This window comes from Bacillus sp. PK5-006, from assembly GCF_054161415.1.
On the sequence record NZ_CP096414.1, the window covers coordinates 2,917,755 to 2,939,347 of the forward strand.

Sequence of the window (21,593 nt, forward strand, 5' to 3'; positions counted from 1 at the left end):
GGACACATGTATTATGATAAAAGACATCTTTTTATGGAATTACATATAACTCTCGCTAGGCTTTTTCTGTCCTGTGATAGGGCTTGTCCTGATAAAAATAGTTTGGTTTCACAATGGTATTGTCGTAATGCTTGTGGAATATGTGGGTAGCAGCTGGTGATACTGGCGGAATCAGCCATGTCCAGTCCCCAGTCAGCTTGCGGTCAGCCTTTTCTTCCTGCTTTTCAAACTGCTTGAATTGATGTGCTGCTGTATGGTGATCGACAATGGTTACCCCTGCTTCGCGATAAGAATGGAGAACCGCCACGTTCAATTCGACAATGGCTTTATCCTTCCAAAGGGACGCATTCTTGGTTGTGTCCAGTCCTAAAAGAGAAGCGACTTTTTTCAGCATATTGTAGCGGTTTTCATCCGCTAGGTTGCGTGCGCCAATTTCTGTGCCCATATACCAGCCATTAAACGGTGCAGCATTGTAATGAATACCGCCAATCTCTAATTTCATATCAGCAATAATCGGGACCGCATACCATTTTAGTCCCAAATCACGGAATCCATCATATTCAGGATGGGTGATCTCTACCTCTTGGACGATTTCTTTCGGAAGCTCATACAGAACAGGCGGCTGACCTTTTAGCTGAAACATGAGAGGCAGAATATCAAAATGTGTGCCCTCCCCTTTCCAGCCATGTGCTTCACATAATTTTGTTAATTCAAGAGATGCCTCGTCGCCGATGATGCCATATTCCGTTTCATAGCCTGCATAACGAACGAGCTGATGATTATAAATGACGACTTCCTTCTGTCTGTTTTTCTCTGGGGGAAAGATCGTGATGGACGGTTTGATTTTCCCGCCATTTGTCGCATACTCAATATGATGAAAGAGCGCCTCCTTCACCTCATCCTCTGTCTTTACATGCCGGCAATCATGCACTTGCAGGGTCGACCAAAACAAACGGCCAATGCAGCGGTTACTGTTGCGCCATGCCATTTTCGCCCCGTGAGCTAATTCCTCTAGTGTATGCGTATAAATTCCTTCAAACTCAATTTCTTTTTTTATTTCATGCAGACGTGCTGCTTTCTCTTCATTTGACTTGTTTAATTCTTCATAGCATACAGAAATAAAAGCTTCTGCTTCATTCCACAACGCTTCTTGATTACTCAAACATACTCGCCTCACTTTAATACGAATATATCCATTGTAGCGGTTTCTATTGATAAATTCACTCGTTTCAAACCATTTTTTATCAAATCATCCGACCATTGTCCTTAGATCATAGATGAATCAATACGTTTAAGGGTCTTTTGGAGCCAGCGGACATAGCCTTTTTCCCTTTCGATTGCCCTTGTCAGCACTAAGTAATGCCCAAATTGCGCTGAATGCAGTTGTTCAGCAGAAGGGTCTTCCTCTGTCAAAGCGTGCAGCTTTTGTTCCAGCACATCTACTTTCTTGGTGCGCTCTAAAAGTTGATAGGCAAACAGGTCAGCCGCTTCTTCTTTGTCCATGGAGGAGATGAAAAAGGTTTTGAGCATGAATTCATCCTTTGTTGTTTCCGGAATCGGATCTTTTGTTCTTAACCACTGACGCAATTCTTCTTTTCCTGCCGCTGTGATTTGATAGACCTTCTTCTCCAGCTTTTTTCCTTGTATGTGAATATCAAATTCAATAAACCCTTCCTCTGTGAGACGCTTCAGCTCAGGGTAAATCTGACTGTGCTTCGCACTCCAAAACTGTCCAAGGGAATCCTTAAAATGTTTCGTGATATCGTATCCCGTCAGCTCACGCTGATCCAGCAAGCCAAGAATGGCATATTTTAGTACTCTCATGATGGGCCTCCAACGCTTATTCTTTGACAATAGTATACCATAGACTTTAAAATAAACATGTAAATCACAACATGTTTGAAAAAACATCATTCTAATGAAAGAAGGAATAAACATGGATCAATTCGTTGGACTTCATATGATTTATACGTATGAAAATGGCTGGGAATATGAGATTTACATTAAAAATGATCACACCATTGATTACCGCATTCATAGCGGAATGGTTGGAGGACGCTGGGTCCGTGATCAAGAAGTAAATATTGTGAAGCTGACAAAAGGCGTATACAAAGTCTCTTGGACAGAACCAACTGGAACAGACGTCTCTCTGAACTTTATGCCTGAAGAAAAACGCATGCATGGCGTCATCTTCTTCCCTAAATGGGTGCATGAACGTCCAGACATCACCGTCTGCTATCAAAATGACTACATCGATCTCATGAAAGAATCTCGTGAAAAATACGAAACCTATCCGAAATATGTTGTCCCAGAATTTGCGGACATTACGTATATCCATCATGCAGGTGTGAATGACGAAACCATTATCGCAGAAGCACCATATGAAGGCATGACAGATGAAATAAGAGCTGGACGAAAATAAAAAAGCGGCACGCCAAGTGCCGCTTTCAGCGTGTAGACAAACCCTCGCATTCTTTGTCAGTCCTGCGTGCCGGTGCTCACGAATGTACAATTCGCTCCGCTCCGGTACTCGTCCTTTCTAGGGCTGCAAAGGTTTTCTATCACGCTGAAAAGAAGACAAAGGACTAAAATCATTTTAGTCCTTTTTTATTGAATGCCGAGCGTCTTTTGAGGAAGCACGAAACGATAGACTGGCAGTTCATCACCTGTTTTTGAAGCAATAAACCCTGATGACATATAGCTGTCCTTTGATTCTGGTTCAAGGGCAAGTGAGAGCAAATTGGTTTGCGGCTGTGCCGTGACATATACCTTTGTTCCTTTTGGCAGCTGACGTTTCTTGTCAACGAGTTTTGTTTCAAGCTGAATATCTGTTTTGCTCTTTTCCTCTCGCTTTGTCACCTGATAGGCTTGTACCGGCACTTTCATGCCAGCCGGCAATGTGACACTTTTTAATCCTAATGTTCTGAGTTTCTTTTCTACTCCTTCATGCCCCGGAAGAATGAGATAAGCTGTCGGCCGTTCTCTTGTTAAGACAGGCACAGCATCGCTCGCACTGTGAAAGCGTACAGGAACTTGAGTCGTTTGTCCCTTCTCAATATCAACCATTTCCAGCGAGTCATTGACAGGTGCTTGGAAATCATCTTGAATGACCACTTGATCATCATCATTTGGCTGCAGTCCTTTTTTGACCAGCTTCAACCGCTCCGTCACCATTTGCTGCTTCACCTGTTTCGCATGTTTCACCGTGGTCTCAATGATTTTTTCATGGGTGGCTACTTGCGCAGCGACGCGGCGGGCAAAATCCTCTCTTCCAATCCCAATCCCTCTGCTTTCTACAAGAAATGACAGGGCTGGCGAAAGTGCAAGGGCATTACGGCCAATTCGCGCATCCGTACCACCTTCATAGATGTCGATCTTTCCATCCTTTCCTCTTGTGTTTGTATAATACAAATCGTTAGAAAATCCTTTATTCGTCAGCGTTTCACGAACTCCGTTAACGTATAACTCATTTGATGTCAGCCGGATGCTTTCAGGAATGTTTAAATTCTTCCCTGAAAGAATAAGCAAATCATGATATTTGAGAGCGCCTGATGAACCGATATTTTCAAACTGCTTTTGACCCACATCGTATTCATGGGCATCAATAACTACCTCTGGCGCATACCGATTAAATTCTTGATGCAGGGCTGCCAGTTCTGGAGATTCTAATGTCATATGATCACGGTTTCCGTCTAATCCGTTTGCCAGTCTGCGGTCAAACGCATAAGAACCATCAGGATTGATTCTTGGAACAATGATGATATTGACATGATTGAGTATACGCTCTCCTTCTTCACCTGCTAATCGTTTTGCAATGACGAGAGCAGATTCACCGGAGGCTGGTTCATTTCCGTGTATTTGTGCTTGGAGCCAGATGGTTGGCTTTTTTGAAAGTGGAGTAATGGAGCGATCCTTTGTAAAGTACAGGGCCGGAATGGATCTGCCTTCAATGGATGTTCCAATCTGTTTCTGCGTGGCATATGGGCTTTTGCGGACAATGTCTTTTAAGAAAGCTTGAAGCTCTTCTTGTGTCGTAAATGCTTCTCCTTTTTTCTGAAAGGCAGGGGTTTCAAACGTCTCGCCAGGCTTAGGGTATAGCTTTTTCACTGAAGCCGGTTGTTCATAACTCTTTCCATAATAAGGGGTTTCTGCATGAGCTGAAGTTGGGCTCACCATCGACAAACTGCCTGCCAAGAAGCATACAGCAGCAAAAAGAATCGTGCCTTTTCGTTTGGACATGCTATCCTCTCCCTTCGTTGATTTGCATTATAAAGAAAAAAACAGCAAAAGTGTCAGTATTTTTCAAAAATAAATCTTTTGGAGGAGGAACAGGCATATCTTTGTCTAGGGCAAATGAATGGAGCTTGCCCGGCAATATGACCTAAAAAAAGTGCCTGCCCGCAGCAGACACTTTTTTATTTACCAGATGGAAATGGCCCCAATGAGAACCGCCACGACAGTCATAGCGACGACTGCCAGCACAGCCCATTTCATCCCAAATTTCTGATGCTGATCCAGTGATACGCCAACAAGTCCAACAAGTAAATGAGTCGATGGAACAAGTGGACTTAACATATGAATCGGCTGACCAATAATAGAGGCTCTGGCAATCTCAATTTTATCGACACCGTATGCTGCCGCTGTTTCTGATAGGATCGGCAGTACGCCATAAAAGTATGCATCATTCGGCATAAAGAAAGTAAAGATCCCGCTTGTTAATGCGACAATGACTGGAATAAAGCCGCCAAGCTGCTCTGGAATTGCAGATACAATCGAAATCGCCATTTCATCGACCATTTTCGTTCCAGTTAGAATACCTGTAAAAACACCTGCCGCAAAAATCATCGAAGCAATGGCTAAAACGTTTGTTGAGTGAGCGGCAATTCGCTCACGCTGCTGATCTAAGTTCGGATAGTTCACGATAATTGCCACACAGAAAGCAAGAACAAATAGAACAGTTAAGCTGACTTTACCTGATACAAGCAGCAGCACTAATAACAAAGTCAATGCCAGGTTAAACCACCAAAGCTTTGGCCGTTTGATGTCATCTTGCAGTGCCGCTGCCATTTCATTTGCATGAATCGGCTGGTCAAGTTCAATCACACCAAGGCGTTTTCTTTCAGCTTTTCCAAGAAAATAAGCAACAATAATCATACTGAGAACCCCTGCACCAATGACTGGAATCATCGGTCCAAATAAAAGTGAAGGGTCAACGCCAAGTGCACTCGCCGCTCTAGGTGTAGCGCCTCCCCATGGAATTGTATTCATAATCCCCATGCCAACCCCGGCAATACCCGCTAAAATAATTGGACGGATGCCAAGCAGCGTAAATAGTGGAAGCATCGCTGTTGTTGTAATCATATACGTTGTTGTTCCATCACCATCAAGTGCAACAAGCATCGTCAGGACAGCTGTTCCGACCACGATTTTTAATGGATCGCCTTTAACGATTTTTAAAATTTTCGCCACCATTGGATCAAATAAACCCGCATCAATCATAATGCCAAAGTACAAAATCGCAAACATGATCATGACCGCTGTTGGTGCGACTTGCTGCACGCCTTTGACAATCATGTCTGAAATTTCAGTAAAATGAAAACCTGCAATAAGAGCAAATGCAATCGGTGTTAACACCAATGCCGTTAAAACAGACATACGTTTCGTCATAATCAAAACCATAAATACAATCATCATAAGAAATCCTAAGATTGCTAACATATTGTTCACCCCTTATGTTGTATACGCTTTCATTAATGTGTTGGTATCCCATTTCCAACCCTTTTTGTCATCATATCTGAGGTGAGAATTGAAGTAAATATTATGAATTTTAATTCTTTTTCGGTCGATAAATGCTTTTTGTTCATTTTGTTCAAACATTGGGCTTTTTGATTCTATGAAAAAAACAAAGGGTTTATTTTAGCCCTTTGTCTTCTTTTCAGCGTGATAGAAAACCTTTGAAGTCTAGGAAAGACGAGTACTGGAGCGGAGCGAATATGAGATTCGTGAGCACCGGCACGCAGGAATGACAACGAATGCAAGGGTTTGTCTACACGCTGGAAGCGGTCTCACTCGACCGCTTGTTCTCCTTGTATCAATTGCTCATATTGCCTTAATTGATTTTCCATAAAGATCTTTGCCTCTTTGCTGTTCATATAACGACTTGTCCAGCCCTTTTGCTTTAATCGCTTTTTCCAGGACTTCGTTTCCGTCATTTTTTGAAGAAGCTGATCCCATTCACGAATGTCATGCTGACTCATTTGTTTAGGGCCCATCACACCTCGCCAATGGGAAAAGATGAGCGGAATGCCCTGCTCTTTCCATGTCGGCACATCTTCAAATCCATCTAAGCGCTGGCTGGTTGTCGTCGCAACGAGCTTCAGCCTCTTTTTTTCATAATCATGACGAACCTCTGTAATGGTAGTCGTTGCTGCATCCACTTCATGGTTGATGAGCGCCTGAAATAAATCATCTGCACTGTCAAATTTCAAAAATTGAATGCGATATGGATCAATCCCTGCCATTTCTGCTGCCCGGGCGAATGAGATTTGATCATCATTTCCAAAGTCAGGCGCAAACCCAATTTTTAAGGAATCTGGTTTTTTCTTGAGGGCGTGTAACAGCTCCTTCCCATTTGCAAAAGGAGAATCCATCGGGACTGCGACGACCTGCCACTCTTCTGCAAGGATTGCCAGCGGTGTCACATCATTCATCGTCACGTTACTGCTGCCAAGTAAATTACGGCTTAACAATAAGCTTGAATTTAAACTGATATAGTTGGCTTCTCGCTCCATCATGTATGTCCATCCTTTATCCACCGTTCCTCCTCTTTGATAAAGAATGTTCACAGGCCGGTTCACCAGCTTCTCTTGTTCAAGCACTGATTTCATCACCTGGGCCGTTTGGTCAAATCCCCCCTCTGGTACACCCGACACCACAATATATAAGGAGTTTTGCTGAAGGAAAGAGTCTCCAGCTTTTTTTTCATTAAAGGTGAGTGTCATACATAGGCAGAGCACGATCACAAAAAGTATTCCTTTTTTCATCTTTTAAGACTCCGCTTGTTTGGCAGGGTAATATTTACGTTCAGGTCTGCCAATAATTCCGTATGCAAGCTCTGCCCGGCATTCCCCAGTTGTCACGAGATACTCTACGTACCGTCTCGCAGTTGTACGTGATGCGCCCATCTTTTCCCCGAGTTCTTCTGCTGTAATTCCGCTATTCTCTAATGCCATCAATGTTTTCACTTTATCCAGGGTCAGTGAATTGATGCCTGTGGGGAGATCTCTGTCATCCCTTTGTTTTGGCTCTTCCTGCATCTGTCCAAAAAACAGATCGATCATCGTTTGATTGACTTCATCCTTTGAATTGATGATGTCTTTCTTCTCTTTATATTCGGTTAAAACTTGTGCAAACTTTTGTGCGGTCACCGGTTTGATTAAATAATGAACCACTCCGTAATGAAGCGCATCTCTTAAAAGCGTCGTTTCCGTTGCAGCCGTGATAATGATCACATCTACTTCAGGACAGCGTTCTCTTAAAAGCGGCAGCAGGTTTGTGCCGAGCTCATCAGGCATATAGACATCAAGCAAGATGAGATCCACTTGTTCCCTCTGGAGCGCCTCCCACATATCCTTTGCACTCTTTGCCTTTCCAGCGACCTTAAATCCTTCTATCTTTTGTATATAAGATTCATGAATGGCAGCGATTCGAAAATCATCCTCCGCAATGAGTACCTTAATCACCATCTATTCCCCCTTTGTGCCTTTCGGTATGTATACAGTGAAGATGGCACCGCCTTCTTTTTGGTTCGCAACTTCAATCCAGCCCCCAAGCTCGTCCAATACTTCTTTCACATTCGCAAGCCCATAGCCTCGTCCTTCTCCCTTTGACGAATGGCCTCTTGTGAAAATCTGTGACAGTTCTTCTTTATTCACCCCATCACCTGAATCTGACACTTCTATGATAATATCAAACCCAATATCTGTGATGAACAGGTCTACCTCGCGCTTCTCCTTATTTAATACAGCTTCAAAAGCATTGTCTACGAGATTGCCAATGATGGTGATAAAGTGAGATAAACTTAAATGAGCTGGGAGCGGCTCAAGTGAGCTATTTTCATCAATGTGGAAATGGACTTTCTTCTCAGATGCTTTCCCTAACTTGCCAAGTAAGATGGCTTGTATTTTAGGAGACCGAATCTGCTTCATGAGTAAATCGTGCTGACGGTTTTGCAGATGATATTCTTCTTTAATTAAGTCGATGGCTTCATCGACTTGCTTCAGCTCAAGCAGGCCTAAGATGGCGTACAGCTTATTTGAGAATTCATGCGTTTGGGCCCTCAGGTCTTCTGAATATTGGCTGACCTCTGTTAATGTATCCAGCAGCTTCGTCAGCTCTGTTTTCTCTCTGAAGCTCACAATCCCTCCGAATACTCGATGATCCTGCATTACTTTTTTCACATTTAAGACATAGGTTTTATCATTCACGACGGTTTCGATGTTAGGTTCAATCGTCTCTGCCTTTAAATAGAGAAGAAGTTTGGCATTTGGCAAGACTTGATCAATATGAAGGGTCAGCTTTGATGAGACGCGCAGCATGTGCTCAGCTGATGTATTCATCATCGTAATCGCGCCTTTCTGATCAAACGCAATGATCCCTTCTTTTATAGCGAGCAGCATCGCTTCTCTTTCTCGATACAACGAAGCAATTTCATGCGGCTCAAGCCCTAATGTATCTTTGCGAATACTCTTCGTTAAAAAAATCGCACCGAATATGCCAGGCAAAAGCACGAGAAGGGCAATATAGCTAAGCTTCAATAGCTGATGAGCTGTCGCTTGATCAATTTCCTTTTTTAAAAATTCGACGGTGACTGTGCCGATAATTTCTTCATGCCCCTCTGTTTCTTTCATAATGGGTGCACTGCCTCTGACAACGGTTTCACCATTAGAATCATCAGTTGATATGGAGGTTCCTCCAAATAAGAGAGTACTTCTTCCTTCCGAAACACTGATGGTTTTTCCTACGTCCTCATGATTCGTATGAACAAGGACCTTTCCTTTTCGATTGGTAATGAAGATGGCATGAGCTCTTACTTGCTCCTTCATTTGCTCAAGCACTGCCTGTTCTTCATTTTGGGACGCTGATAGAGCCACCGATGCTTTAATGGGCGGCATATATGATATCGTTCTAGCGGTCTGCACCGCCAGCTGTTCAGCTTGTGCCTGCCTTTCTGATGTCTGCAAAAAACCAAAACAAATAGTTAATAATGCAATGACAACAAGCAAAAGCCCGATAATTAATCCCAAAATTTTCGTTTGTAAAGTGACTTTCCTTTTGCCCATTCTCACCGCTACAACCCCTAATTCAGTAGATTCACCCGAATAGACTCTAAGAAAATGATATCATTTTTTCTTACTAAGTTAAGAGAAAATTCTTTCAAAGAAAAAAGACGACTCAAAATCGAGTCGTCCCTGTATGCCTATTACGTGATCGATAAACCAGCACTCGCATAGCCTGCTACGGTATTGACTAAGGATAGACCTGTAGCTGATGCGGAGAATACAACAAGCAATCGTGTTTCCGGTGTGACTGGTACATTTAGACCAGTCGCAATACCGTTTGAAATAGCACCCAGTGTTAAAACTCCGGTTAAAGCTGGGGCTAATGTGACACTCGCTACTTGTGTGAAGCTGTTATTTGGTGTCGGTGAAGCGAATAGACTAGCCGTTACGGTAATACTCGTGCCGACTAAAGAAAGAGCTGCTGTTGTGCTGAAATAGCCTGCAAATGACGTGATCGTTCCAGCTCTCGGAACTGAGAACGCCATGTTGAGTAAAGTGCCTGCAGCGCCGGTTAAATCAATGATTCCGCCTACAATACTGACACCTGTCGCTGAGTTACCAAATCCAATCAAGCTGGATGTTCCAACAAGACCGCCTGCAACTGTCGTCAAGACAGCAGGTGTACCTGAAGCAAACGGAATGATCGCACTCGATCCTGTCACTCCTGTTGGACCTGTAGCGCCAGTGGCTCCTGTACCTGTGACTCCCGTGGCGCCTGTTGCACCGGTTAGACCCGTTGCGCCGGTAACTCCGGTGGCGCCGGTGAGACCTGTAACTCCGGTGACTCCAGTTAATCCAGTTGCTCCGGTTGCGCCGGTTAGACCTGTGGCTCCCGTGGCTCCGGTTACTCCAGTTGCTCCGGTTAAACCTGTGGCTCCCGTGGCTCCTGTTACTCCTGTCGCTCCGGTTAAACCTGTGGCTCCCGTGGCTCCGGTTACTCCAGTTGCTCCGGTTAAACCTGTGGCTCCCGTGGCTCCTGTTACTCCTGTCGCTCCGGTTAAACCTGTGGCTCCCGTGGCTCCGGTTACTCCAGTTGCTCCGGTTAAACCTGTGGCTCCCGTGGCTCCTGTTAAACCTGTGGCTCCAGTTGCTCCGGTTAAACCTGTGGCTCCCGTGGCTCCTGTTACTCCAGTTGCTCCGGTTAAGCCTGTGGCTCCTGTGACACCGGTTGCTCCGGTTACTCCAGTTAATCCAGTTAATCCAGTTGCACCGGTCACTCCTGTCGCTCCGGTGACTCCAGTTGCTCCGGTGAGACCTGTAGCTCCTGTGACTCCAGTCGCACCTGTATCACCCGTTACCCCAGTTGCTCCGGTTACTCCAGTTGCACCCGTATCTCCTGTTACCCCGGTGGCTCCTGTGACGCCGGTTGCTCCTGTATCTCCAGTTGCACCGGTTGCTCCTGTACCCGTGACGCCCGTTGCTCCTGTATCACCCGTTACCCCAGTTGCTCCGGTGGCTCCTGTGACGCCCGTTGCTCCGGTCGCTCCTGTATCACCGGTTACCCCAGTTGCTCCTGTCGCTCCCGTGACACCTGTCGCGCCTGCGGCTGCTAATAACGTATAGTCTGAAGAAGTATCCGGTGTGCCTGTTGGCGGCGCTGTATTCACAACATAGGTTCCACCTTCATATGTCACCACTTGACCTACTGGATAGGTTGGCGCTGTTGCTGGGTCAAATGTCAGAATACCAGTTAATCCTACACCGGTTACTCCTGTTGCCCCTGTATCACCAGTTATCCCAGTTGCTCCAGTTGGGCCTGTGACGCCGGTTACACCCGTATCTCCTGTTACCCCGGTGGCTCCTGTGACGCCGGTTGCTCCGGTCGCTCCTGTATCACCGGTTATCCCAGTTGCTCCTGTCGCTCCCGTGACACCTGTCGCGCCTGCGGCTGCTAATAACGTATAGTCTGGAGAAGTATCCGGTGTGCCTGTTGGCGGCGCTGTATTGACCAGATATGTTCCACCTTCATATGTCACTACTTGACCTACTGGATAGGTTGGCGCTACTGCTGGATCAAACGCTGCAACTCCAGATAAACCGACACCTGTCGCTCCGGTCACTCCTGTTGCCCCTGTATCACCAGTTATCCCAGTTGCACCAGTTGCTCCTGTGACGCCGGTTGCACCAGTTGCTCCTGTCGCGCCTGTGATCCCTGTTGCTCCTGTGCCAGTAGCTCCGGTTGGGCCAATTTCCCCCGTCGCTCCCGTAACACCAGTGGCTCCGGTTGGGCCAATTTCTCCTGTTGCTCCCGTAACGCCAGTCGCTCCTGCAGCGGCCAATAACGTATAATCTGGTGACGTATCAGGTGTACCTGTTGGCGGCGCCGTATTGACGAGGTAAGTTCCTCCTTCATATGTCACCACTTGACCTACTGGATATGTCGGCGCTGCCGCTGGATCAAACGCTGTGACGCCGGCTAGACCTACTCCCGTCGCTCCTGTAATCCCTGTGGCACCGGTTGCTCCGGTTGCTCCCGTATCACCAGTTGCACCTGTGACACCGGTTGCTCCGGTTGCACCGGTGGTACCCGTTGCTCCTGTGACTCCTGTGCCAGTAGTTCCGGTTGGACCAATTTCTCCAGTCGCTCCTGTAACACCAGTGGCTCCGGTTGGGCCAATTTCTCCTGTTGCTCCCGTGACGCCGGTGGCTCCGGTTGGACCAATTTCTCCTGTTGCTCCCGTGACGCCGGTGGCTCCGGTTGGACCAATTTCTCCTGTTGCACCCGTACCGGTAGCGCCTGTAACGCCAGTCGCGCCTACAGCGGCTAAAAGCGTATAATCTGGTGATGTATCTGGTGTACCTGTTGGTGATGCTGTATTCACAAGATACGTTCCACCTTCATATGTCACCACTTGCCCCAATGGATATTCTGGTGCTGCTGCAGCATCATACGGTACAACCCCAGTTAAACCCACGCCGGTGGCTCCTGTGGCTCCAGTTGGACCTGGATCTCCTGTGACACCTGTTGGCCCTGTACCTGTTTCCCCCGCTGCAGCTAATAATGTATAATCTGCCGACGTATCCGGTGTACCTAATGGTGGTACTGAATTGACGACGTACGTACTGCCATCGTATGTCACCACTTGCCCTACTGGGTAGGTTGGTGCTACTGCTGGATCAAATGCCAAGATGCCTGTTAAACCTACGCCTGTTGGACCGATTGGACCTGCTGGACCTGCTGGACCTGCTGGGCCTGCCGGACCCACTGCACCCGCTGGACCTGCTGGGCCTCTTCTTCCTCTCCCGCCTGGCGGACCTTGAATCACACAAACACAAGGATCTTTTCCGCAGCAAGGATTTTTTACTGGTTTCCTAGGCTTTTCTGATATCCCTTTTTTACAACTATCACATTCCCAGCCATCATCCTTATACGCATCATACCAGCTTCCTTTTTGGTAGTGGTCTGTCGAATGAGTTGGATATGTCTTACCACATTGCCTACATCTTTTCATGGAATCACCCCCATCCATCGTATTCATCATGACTGGGAAAGGTGTATGTACACTTTTATTTTTTTAAGATAATCAAAAGACCTTGCACTTTATGCACAAGGTCCTTCTTTCATTAAAGTCTCATCGTCATTTTTAAATCTTTTCCTACCATACTATAATCCATATCTACCGGACGGATGGCTTCTTTTAATGATTTCGTACCTTCTCCTTCAAAGAAAGTAGGTGCATCTTTCCCTCCAATTAATAATGGTGCCATATAAATAATGACTTCGTTCACAAGTGACGCTTCTAAAAAGGATGCGCTCACACTGCCTCCCGCCTCTACAAGCACCGACATCACAGAGCGCCTTTTCAGCATACGTAACACCGCATGAAGATCTGTCCGATTTTCTCCGCTTGTGACAAATACTTGATGTCCTTTTTGCACCAGTTGATGGTATTTTTTTTGATCGTACTTGTTTGAGGTACAAATGATGGTTTCTGCCATATGATCATTTAAACATTTCGCATGAAGCGGAATCCTTAATGTGGAATCTAAAATGACACGAATGGGCTGTGTCACGATTGAATCTTTTACAATAAGACCTGCATCATCTTGAATAATGGTTTCAACGCCTGTTATCACAGCATCTGCTTCTTGACGTAATTGCTGCACTTCATTCCTCGCTTCTGTCCCTGTAATCCATTTGCTTTCTTGATGAGCTGTTGCAATTTTCCCATCTAATGAAATGGCTGTTTTTAATATGACATACGGAAGGTCTGATTGTATCGAATGAAAAAAAGGAAGATTTAAGCTGTCCGCTTCCCGCTTACATACCCCTTCTTCTACTTCTATCCCTGCTTGTTTCAACATCGTGACCCCTTTACCTGCTACAAGCGGATTTGGATCCCCAGTGGCAATGACCACACGTTTCACCCCGCTCTTTATAATGGCTTCTGAGCAAGGGCCTGTTTTTCCATGATGCGAACAAGGTTCGAGCGTCACATACATATGAGCCCCCTTCGCCTTTTCTCCTGCCATTTGTAGCGCATGAATTTCAGCATGCGGCTCGCCCGCCTTCATGTGAGCACCAATTCCAACGATCTCACCTTTTTTGACTACCACTGCCCCGACAAGCGGATTTGGCGAAGTTTGCCCTTTCATCGCTTTTGCGTTGGCAATCGCTAGCTTCATATAAAAAACATCGTCTTTCATGTAAGTCTCCTTTCCTCTCTTTCAAGGGAAAGAACTCCTTCAGGGAATGAAGGAGTTCTATTCTCATGTGCTATATTTTTTCCATCCGTTTCTTTTCAGATCGATCATAGTAAGGCAAGGAATAAAAAAGTTTATAAGATGCTCGTTGTTTACAAAAACAGCATTTGCGACATTCATATTTATTAATGAGGAGCACATGCGGACAATTGAGTACAGACAGACCTTTTTTCATATGTTCCTTGCAAACACTTATCATGAGAATCCCCCGCTTACATTCTTTTTCTTAATGAGAGATTACTTCTTTCGGAAATTGTTCAAATAAGCGTAGTACTTCGGTATGCGTCCCATCTTCTCGAACGTGATAAATCCCGCCGTCATATGAGCTTGCATATACATCATTGCCTAATTGTCTGATGGCACTAATCCCATTTTGGGCAATTCTAATTGGGCCGGTGTTGACATCCAGCTCTGGATTCCACACAACGATATAGCCCCAATAATCACCGCTTACAATATAGCCTGAGTCTGTGACTGTGACCGATTTAATCGAATACTGGTGTTCGTTATGCTGGTCTAAAATTCTTCCTGTATGCAAATCAAACAATCTCACATTCTTGTCGCGGCTGACAATGGCGATACGGTCTCGTTTACTATCAATAAAGACATCATTTAACAGCTCTGTCGCACCAATGTATTCCGCTTTTAAGGACAAACTCTTTTTATCTAAAAGACAGATGGTTCCTTCAACTGCTGCTGTGATGATAAGATCTCCTTCTACCTTTAATGCTTTAACTGCACAATCGTGTGCTTTGGAACGGCCGATTTCCTTTAAGTGTTCTGTCGAAATGACATGGACATAACCGCCATAAGTTCCAATATAAAATTGACGATCCTCCTCGTGGAAATACACGCTGTTGACCGGACCTGTGTTGAGATCAAACGAAACCATTTGCTGTAATGACTCATGAACAATATGCACCTGACTTGCATGGTCTCCCCACGCATAATAGCTTCCATCCCGTGCAACAGCTACTCCATTTGTTAAAACGCCCGTCGATTTGGCAATTTCAATCCCGTTTTTTCTGAATTTTCCATCATCGGATGCGGTAATAATATCACCTGCATCAGTCAGCGCAATATCATTGATAGATGGTGTCGCCATTTCGATCTCATCTGATACGACTTTGCCCTTTTCGATTGACCATTCACAATATGTTTTTCCAAAGCTGGCTCCTAGTATTGACTTCTCATCCTCTGTCCAGACAAGTGAGCGCTCCCACTGATATTTATGAGGCAGCAGTGTATCGACTAAATCACCTGTTTCATAATTCCACAGCTTAATTAAATGGTCGTAGCCCGCTGTCAGCAAGTAATTGCCGCTTGGAGAAAAATTCACGCGCTTGACGCCCTGTAAATGGGCTTTGATGATTTTCTTCTCCTGTAAAGTCGCTGCATCGTAAATAATAACGGTGCCATCATCTCTGCCAAGTGCGAAAACTTCTTTTTGATTGCTGCCGCTGATCGTATCGAGCTCATAATCAAACGGGCCGATTTCCCCTACAATTTCTCCGGTTTCATACAGCCATACAAGGACATATCCATCATCACCTGTTGTATAAGCTTTATCACCATGTATCCATACAGCTAATACATCTTTGCTATGGCCATGGAATTCTCTTAAAATAGCGCCCGTTTCGATATCCCAGACTAAGCATCTTCTATCTCTGGACACAGATACAAGTAAAGTATCCTGCTTCGCAAAAGCGACGGCTTCTACATCATCTGCATGACCAAACAACGTGCGGATTCGGGTATGTGTGCCTGTATCATACAATTGAATCGTATAGTCTGACGATGCACTCGCTAAATACTTTCCGTTTTCAGAAAGAGATAAAGAGTTAATGATATGCTCGTGACTGCCAATAAACGTTCCTTCTCCCGTCGCCCGGTTCCACTGATAAATACAGCGGTCATAGCCGCCAGTGTAAACAATTTGGTCGTGCTGAGTTGATAAAACAGATGTAATTGGTCCTCTATGCATAGTTTTACACTCCCACCTTTATATGTTGTTTTTGACGAGTCACTAAACGAAAACCAGTAAATCGAAAAACGGGATCTGGGTGCTTCCCGTGTCTTCTTGCGACTCTGCATAAATCTCCACCTCTTGCGAAAGAGCCGCCTTTTAAAATATAGTAATCATTTCCGAGTGTTTCCGTTAAATCATCGACGACCTCGATGCCGCCTTCATAAACGTGATATTTGGTGTTGACCCATTCCTCGACGTTGCCCCCCATATCATAAAGACCAAATAAGGATCGGCCCTTTTCGTAATGACGGACAGGCGTCGTTTTTTCAATATTTGATTCGTGCGTATTGCAGTAAGAAGGATCAAACTCATCTCCCCACGGGTATTGATTTCTCGTGTTTCCCCGGGCAGCATACTCCCATTCTTCTTCAGTAGGAATCGAAACATCAATCCCAAGTTTCCCGCTCAGCCACTGACAGAACGAGAAGGCATCCTCAATGTCCATGCCCCAAGCTGGATGATCTTTTCCCCCGCCAAGCTCTTCGTTCGTTAAACTCTCCGGGTATGTCTGGCCTGTTTCATCACAATAGCTTTGATACAGTTCATTGCTGACGACCGTATCTGAGATAAAAAATTCGTTGATATACGGCTGATAGGATGGAAATTCTTTGTACAGCCACTTTTGAAATTTTTTCTCACGGCCGTAGGTTGGATTGAGCAGCTTGTCCTTCCAGAATTCTGCTGCCTTTTTCATATCTTCTTCATTACTTCCAATCGTTGCATAGCCGCTTGGGATTTGAATCCAATTGATATCAGGTTTCACGCTTTTCTCCCGCCTTCTTTCAATAAACTCGTCTATTGATTAATTAATTTCTTCTCATCGACCATATGCCCTGAGGCTGCTTTTGCCTTTAAATAGGCTTCATTGTAGAGAGAGGCTTCGACCGTATGATCAAACCGCAAAACAGGAAGACCATAAGCTGCAATAGAATCGACTTTATCTGGATTGTTCGTTAGTAAATGCAATGGTTTTCCTTTGTTTAAATAGTGCAAAACAGCTGCTGCTTCCTCGTAATGCCGATCATCATCCCCGCAGCCGATCAGGCGGTTGGCTTCAAAAGTATCCAGCTGCATCTCCTGTAATTTATACGTCAACGCTTTTGCCATCAGCCCAATAGACCGACCTTCTTGATTGGCCATATACACAAGCATGCCTTTTCCGTAATCGGTGATTTTCTTCAGCGATAATGCAAGCTGTGGACCACAATCACATTTCAGTGACCCAAACACATCTCCTGTTTGGCAGACACTATGGATTCGCACAAGCGGCGGCCGTTCATTTTCAAAGTCGCCAAATAAGAGACAAGAGGAAAAGGTTTGCTGCGCGGTACTCATTTGGACAATCGATTCGATCGTTGGTTTTGTATCCCGTTCAACAGGCGCGAAGGCATACCACTTAAATGGCACTTCTTCATGTTGAATGGAAATTGGCAGGTTCACAGGCCCCACGAGCAAATAGTGTTTATCTTGAAAGGTAAAATGATGAATCATTGATTGTAATTCATCTACAAACTTGTTCATTAGTCTCCCCCCTATTCATCACTGCACCCAAATCGACTCCCATAGCGCAGTGATGGAGTGATGAATATGTGTACGCACCCCTCAGCTTGTGTGCTCCCGCAGAAGAAAATGGATGTGCGATGTCTCTCATTGCTTTAGACCTTGTCCTTTTCCAGTACAAAGGAGCAGAAATTTTGGTTCATATGCTTTATTTTCTGTCAGAGCAGCAAACGCTCTTGATTGGCAGACGCTCTTTCTTCCCATGAACTCCTCTGCTAGCTTTGAATCACTCACCTTTGTACTAGATTTTGACGGCAATGACATGATGCTGGCTTATTCCAGCCTTCGCTTGTAACGGTGATATGGATACAAGCTCAAGACCTGATGTACAAATTTTTTCGCCAAGCTGAGAATCTGAGAATGAAAAATGGAAACGGCCATCTTCTCCGATTAATCCTGTTTTCCACTGTTCTCCCCAGACAACAAGCGAAAAGACACCGCCTTCATGAAGTAAAGAAGAGACCTGTTTTAAATAACGTTCATGATCATCAGGATGTTGATGATGAAAACAGCCATGATCTAAAATTAAATCAAACTGCATCCCGCGTCCCTGATCCATGGACCATGACATAAAATCTTGATGAACAAAATGGACAGGAACTGTTTCTCTTTTCTGTAACCCTTCCCACTCCTCATGCTCATACAGGTCGATACCGACATATGCGGAAAGCCCGCTTAAATGTTCTAGTGCACGGCCGTTGCCGCACCCGATATCCAGCACAGAAGCAAGTGCATTCTTTTCCCTTGAACGCCATGCCTTTAATGACATCACTGCTGCGTCTGTTAAGGATGGATCAGTAGACCACATATCTGTTCTTTGCTCATAATGCTCTTGGAATGCCATGCGCATCTTTTCTAAATACAATCCACTGTCTTCATGGTACAAAGCCTTTTTCATCATGAAACCTCCTTCAATTCACAATCTTCTTTTCGGGCAAAGGTGGTTTTCAAGCCAAAAACCTTATGTTAAAATGAAAGATGGATTTTTTAGGAAAATCTGTTTTTCTGAAAAAGAAGAGAAGCACCCCACATGTTTACTCTTCTTTTTCAGCATTCATCCTCATATGCAGCCCTTCGAAGGCCGCACCGCCTCAGCTTGTTCTCTCTTTTTTTCATATGAGTTCACCTCCTTTACCGTTCGATCAACTCACATTTCTTATTGAAACCGCTTTCTCTTTTTATAAGGACTTAACGTCTTTTGGACAATCTCTTACACTGTGCTTTTAGTAGAAAGATCAATCTACTGTTTAGAATGGCGATCATTTTTTCTTCAAGTAAACGACGATTTGTTCAGTTCTAGTAGACATTTTTGTATCTAAGAGGCGCTTACGCTTTGGTTCTTGCCACCCCCTTTCACTAGATTATGCTTCGAATAAACCCGCCGGAAATTTAACAACTAATTCCATAATGACTGGATTAAGCCAAATATATTGTTTTTAGTTTATTTTGTCAACAAATTATTTCCTAAACATTAAAATGAATTTTCTAATTGAAAATACAGGTAATTTTCGTGGTTTTTTGACCTTAAAATACTTATTTCTACACAAAAATACAACTTAAACCAATAGAACTAAGAAATTTATCTACTAAATTACACAAGTTTTTTATTTAATTTTAAATCAAAATAGAAAGATACAATAATTATTTCCCGAATGGTTTTTTGTGATATTTCGACTATTTTTTTCTGATTCTTCATGATTTTCATTGGTATAACGGCATTTTCAATTAGAAAGTTTACTATTTATTCCATACTTATGTATTTACTTATTATCGTAAAAAAGATATATGTCTCTCTTTTAGACATAGAAGCATGAAAAAAAGCCCCTTACAAAAGTAAGAGGCTTTTTCGATTGGCGATTACGCCCAGTTTTTCACTTTTTCATGATCTGTGACAAAGAGAAGGACTTTCCCTTCGTCTAAATGTTCTTCAAATGTCTCAGCTTCTTCTTTTGAGAAACCAATTTCATGAATTTTATTGCGAAGCTCATCGCCCTTTTTACTAAAGATGTTCCCAACCGCATGTTTGAGTCCAACTTCTCTTGAGCCAATCGTATTGGCATCTGCATTATTTGCAATACGCTCTGTTCGATCATCGTCATGGGACAGAACATAAATGTCCTCTCTTGCAACACCGAGTGCCTTTAATTGCTCTACATCTTTTTGAAGTGTTTCATCATTTGAATACTCTCTTACAACAGGTTTCATTTTATATTCCTCCTTTAACGTCTTACGAATCTTTTACCCGTCACTTTTGACATTAAACCTTCCACGAGCACATCCAATTTGCTTGATCGACGTACCATGTCTATCGACTTATTTTTGACAAAAAGCCTGTAAAAATGACTAAATTTTCTGAATTATTATGTTCAATCCTGTTGATTTGTTGTACAATTCTTATACTGGAGGCTAGAAATGAGGGAGAGCTGATGTATTACTTTTCAGCGGAGCAGCAGTTTAATGCTTGGGTTGTCAGTGATTTGGTGAAACAGCTTTTTCAAAAGTGGAATCCTGAAGAAGCAAATACAAAGCCGCTTACATTGTTTGCCGAACAGCACTTTCACATCTCCATTGATTATCTCTTTTCCATCATTATTAACATTGGAGATATCGAGTCAATTGAACAAGATCCACAAGACCTGTTGTCCTCATACTTGAATATCCTTTTCCCTTTTGTGACGCGCGATATGATGAAAGCCTCCATGCAAAATGCAAACGAATATTTGTTAAAAGAACGTGATGCGGATGTGTATCAGCTGTTTGGCTGTCTCCCGCCGCTCCTCTCTGTATCTTTTCAGAAAAAGTAGTCCCTTCGATAAGATGGCGGCTGCTTTTTTATGTGGGTTTTGAAAAGTCCGTATGTTTTGAACGAAAAGAAGCATCATGTTAATGTAAATCTAGGCTGTAAGTGAAAGGGAGGATTTGACATGAGTCAACAAAAGCAAATTCAATTAGCCAAACGTCCAAAAGGATTACCTACAAAAGATGTTTTTCATTTTGAAACAGTAGATATACCTGTGCCGCAAGATGGAGAGGTCTTGATTCAAACGAAATATGTTTCTGTAGATCCTTATATGAGAGGGCGAATGCAGGATACAAAATCCTATACACCTCCGTTCAAGCTAAATGAAGTGATTCAGGGCGGTGTTGTCGGAGAAGTCGTTGAGTCGAAATCGCCTCAATTTGAAAAAGGTGATTTTGTCCTTGGATTCCTTGGATGGCAAGAATATTCCACTGCCAAAGCTGAATCTCTGACTAAAATTGATCCGTCCATTGCGCCATTGTCCTATTATTTAGGGATTTTGGGCATGCCAGGGCAAACCGCTTACTTCGGCCTGCTTACGATTGGCCAGCCAAAAAAAGGCGAGACGGTTGTCATTTCTGGAGCCGCAGGCGCCGTTGGTTCCGTTGTGGGTCAAATCGCTAAGATCAAAGGCGCACACGTCGTTGGAATTGCCGGATCTGACGATAAACTCGCTTATTTAAAAGAATTGGGCTTTGATGAAACGATTAATTATAAAACAACAAATGATTTAGATGATGCCATTGCAAAAGCCTGTCCTAACGGCGTTGATGTGTACTTTGACAATGTAGGCGGCGAGATTTCAGATGCGGTGATGAATCATTTGAACCGGTTTGCACGCATTCCAGTATGCGGCGCCATTTCTTCTTATAACATTAGCGCAAGCGAGGACATCGGACCGCGTGTGCAAACAAAACTCATCAAAACAAGCGCATTGATGCAAGGCTTCATCGTTGCCAACTATTCCGATCGTTTTGGAGAGGCAGCGAAGGATCTCGCACAATGGGTAAAAGAAGACAAACTCACATATAAAGAAACAATCATTGAAGGCTTTGACAACATTCCTGACGCATTCCTTGGACTATTCAAAGGAGAAAATGTCGGAAAACAGCTTGTCAAAATTTCATAACAAAAAAGGACCCTGCCAATAATGGAGGGT

General features: G+C 44.1%; 17 protein-coding genes. 3 read left to right on the forward strand and 14 right to left on the reverse strand.

Translation table 11 applies throughout. The features are described from left to right. Positions 1-55: 55 nt before the first annotated feature. Together M1D84_RS15175 and M1D84_RS15180 are read right to left on the reverse strand one after the other, a co-directional pair. Positions 56-1,162, reverse strand: a complete 1,107-nt coding sequence (locus M1D84_RS15175) for a nitric oxide synthase oxygenase (RefSeq protein ID WP_073204255.1) — start codon at positions 1,160-1,162, stop codon at positions 56-58. A gap of 104 nt (positions 1,163-1,266) precedes the next feature. Further along, positions 1,267-1,824 carry a PadR family transcriptional regulator gene (locus tag M1D84_RS15180; protein WP_073204252.1) on the reverse strand — a complete coding sequence of 186 codons (558 nt, stop codon included), beginning with the start codon at positions 1,822-1,824 and terminating at the stop codon, positions 1,267-1,269. A 112-nt stretch (positions 1,825-1,936) separates the two neighbouring features. On the opposite strand from M1D84_RS15180, the gene M1D84_RS15185 reads away from it, so the two are divergent. After that, the gene (locus M1D84_RS15185; RefSeq protein WP_008341777.1) at positions 1,937-2,422 is read left to right on the forward strand and encodes a phenolic acid decarboxylase; all 486 of its coding nucleotides are present in this window, start codon (positions 1,937-1,939) and stop codon (positions 2,420-2,422) included. 185 nt (positions 2,423-2,607) lie between these two features. On the opposite strand, the gene M1D84_RS15190 is transcribed toward M1D84_RS15185, so the two are convergent. The 12 genes from M1D84_RS15190 to M1D84_RS15245 form a co-directional block, all read right to left on the reverse strand. Next, a complete protein-coding gene (locus M1D84_RS15190) occupies positions 2,608-4,239 on the reverse strand; it encodes a M14 family metallopeptidase (RefSeq protein ID WP_283859949.1) in 1,632 nt (543 codons plus the stop codon). A gap of 180 nt (positions 4,240-4,419) precedes the next feature. Beyond that, on the reverse strand, positions 4,420-5,718 hold the full coding sequence (locus M1D84_RS15195) for a citrate:proton symporter (protein WP_024426631.1): 1,299 nt from the start codon (positions 5,716-5,718) through the stop codon (positions 4,420-4,422). 347 nt (positions 5,719-6,065) lie between these two features. After that, positions 6,066-7,043, reverse strand: coding sequence for a tripartite tricarboxylate transporter substrate-binding protein (locus M1D84_RS15200; RefSeq protein ID WP_024424603.1), 978 nt, complete (start codon positions 7,041-7,043; stop codon positions 6,066-6,068). A gap of 3 nt (positions 7,044-7,046) precedes the next feature. Then, complete coding sequence (locus M1D84_RS15205; protein WP_180992608.1) at positions 7,047-7,742, reverse strand: response regulator; 696 nt, start codon at positions 7,740-7,742, stop codon at positions 7,047-7,049. A 3-nt stretch (positions 7,743-7,745) separates the two neighbouring features. Further along, positions 7,746-9,341, reverse strand: coding sequence for a sensor histidine kinase (locus tag M1D84_RS15210; protein WP_283859948.1), 1,596 nt, complete (start codon positions 9,339-9,341; stop codon positions 7,746-7,748). Between the two features lie 140 nt (positions 9,342-9,481). Then, positions 9,482-12,793 carry an exosporium glycoprotein BclB-related protein gene (locus M1D84_RS15215; protein WP_283859947.1) on the reverse strand — a complete coding sequence of 1,104 codons (3,312 nt, stop codon included), beginning with the start codon at positions 12,791-12,793 and terminating at the stop codon, positions 9,482-9,484. A gap of 112 nt (positions 12,794-12,905) precedes the next feature. Next, complete coding sequence (gene ribD / locus M1D84_RS15220) at positions 12,906-13,988, reverse strand: bifunctional diaminohydroxyphosphoribosylaminopyrimidine deaminase/5-amino-6-(5-phosphoribosylamino)uracil reductase RibD (RefSeq protein WP_024424599.1); 1,083 nt, start codon at positions 13,986-13,988, stop codon at positions 12,906-12,908. A 283-nt stretch (positions 13,989-14,271) separates the two neighbouring features. Then, a complete protein-coding gene (locus M1D84_RS15225; RefSeq protein WP_122631757.1) occupies positions 14,272-16,029 on the reverse strand; it encodes a WD40 repeat domain-containing protein in 1,758 nt (585 codons plus the stop codon). A gap of 4 nt (positions 16,030-16,033) precedes the next feature. Continuing rightward, on the reverse strand, positions 16,034-16,837 hold the full coding sequence (locus M1D84_RS15230) for a formylglycine-generating enzyme family protein (protein ID WP_044335455.1): 804 nt from the start codon (positions 16,835-16,837) through the stop codon (positions 16,034-16,036). A gap of 32 nt (positions 16,838-16,869) precedes the next feature. Continuing rightward, positions 16,870-17,595: a GTP cyclohydrolase II gene (locus M1D84_RS15235; RefSeq protein WP_024424596.1), complete on the reverse strand. Its 726-nt coding sequence runs from the start codon at positions 17,593-17,595 to the stop codon at positions 16,870-16,872. A gap of 280 nt (positions 17,596-17,875) precedes the next feature. Further along, positions 17,876-18,532 (reverse strand): class I SAM-dependent methyltransferase, encoded by a 657-nt coding sequence (locus M1D84_RS15240; protein WP_024424594.1) that lies wholly within the window; start codon positions 18,530-18,532, stop codon positions 17,876-17,878. Positions 18,533-19,491: 959 nt separating this feature from the next. After that, a complete protein-coding gene (locus M1D84_RS15245; RefSeq protein WP_034282732.1) occupies positions 19,492-19,839 on the reverse strand; it encodes a general stress protein in 348 nt (115 codons plus the stop codon). A gap of 221 nt (positions 19,840-20,060) precedes the next feature. Between M1D84_RS15245 and M1D84_RS15250 the strand changes: the two genes are divergently transcribed. Together M1D84_RS15250 and M1D84_RS15255 are read left to right on the forward strand one after the other, a co-directional pair. Beyond that, positions 20,061-20,438, forward strand: coding sequence for a YfmB family protein (locus M1D84_RS15250; protein WP_024424591.1), 378 nt, complete (start codon positions 20,061-20,063; stop codon positions 20,436-20,438). A gap of 120 nt (positions 20,439-20,558) precedes the next feature. Continuing rightward, a complete protein-coding gene (locus tag M1D84_RS15255) occupies positions 20,559-21,563 on the forward strand; it encodes an NADP-dependent oxidoreductase (RefSeq protein ID WP_122631755.1) in 1,005 nt (334 codons plus the stop codon). The last annotated feature ends 30 nt before the right edge of the window (positions 21,564-21,593 follow it).

What these genes read in the sequence shown, in the direction of transcription:
- M1D84_RS15180 (WP_073204252.1), bottom strand. Translation starts at nt 1,824, where the DNA reads ATGAGAGTACTAAAATATGCCATTCTTGGCTTGCTGGATCAGCGTGAG.
- M1D84_RS15185 (WP_008341777.1), top strand. Translation starts at nt 1,937, where the DNA reads ATGGATCAATTCGTTGGACTTCATATGATTTATACGTATGAAAATGGC.
- M1D84_RS15190 (WP_283859949.1), bottom strand. Translation starts at nt 4,239, where the DNA reads ATGTCCAAACGAAAAGGCACGATTCTTTTTGCTGCTGTATGCTTCTTG.
- M1D84_RS15195 (WP_024426631.1), bottom strand. Translation starts at nt 5,718, where the DNA reads ATGTTAGCAATCTTAGGATTTCTTATGATGATTGTATTTATGGTTTTG.
- M1D84_RS15200 (WP_024424603.1), bottom strand. Translation starts at nt 7,043, where the DNA reads ATGAAAAAAGGAATACTTTTTGTGATCGTGCTCTGCCTATGTATGACA.
- M1D84_RS15210 (WP_283859948.1), bottom strand. Translation starts at nt 9,341, where the DNA reads ATGGGCAAAAGGAAAGTCACTTTACAAACGAAAATTTTGGGATTAATT.
- M1D84_RS15215 (WP_283859947.1), bottom strand. Translation starts at nt 12,793, where the DNA reads ATGAAAAGATGTAGGCAATGTGGTAAGACATATCCAACTCATTCGACA.
- ribD (WP_024424599.1), bottom strand. Translation starts at nt 13,988, where the DNA reads ATGAAAGACGATGTTTTTTATATGAAGCTAGCGATTGCCAACGCAAAA.
- M1D84_RS15225 (WP_122631757.1), bottom strand. Translation starts at nt 16,029, where the DNA reads ATGCATAGAGGACCAATTACATCTGTTTTATCAACTCAGCACGACCAA.
- M1D84_RS15235 (WP_024424596.1), bottom strand. Translation starts at nt 17,595, where the DNA reads ATGAACAAGTTTGTAGATGAATTACAATCAATGATTCATCATTTTACC.
- M1D84_RS15240 (WP_024424594.1), bottom strand. Translation starts at nt 18,532, where the DNA reads ATGAAAAAGGCTTTGTACCATGAAGACAGTGGATTGTATTTAGAAAAG.
- M1D84_RS15245 (WP_034282732.1), bottom strand. Translation starts at nt 19,839, where the DNA reads ATGAAACCTGTTGTAAGAGAGTATTCAAATGATGAAACACTTCAAAAA.
- M1D84_RS15250 (WP_024424591.1), top strand. Translation starts at nt 20,061, where the DNA reads ATGTATTACTTTTCAGCGGAGCAGCAGTTTAATGCTTGGGTTGTCAGT.
- M1D84_RS15255 (WP_122631755.1), top strand. Translation starts at nt 20,559, where the DNA reads ATGAGTCAACAAAAGCAAATTCAATTAGCCAAACGTCCAAAAGGATTA.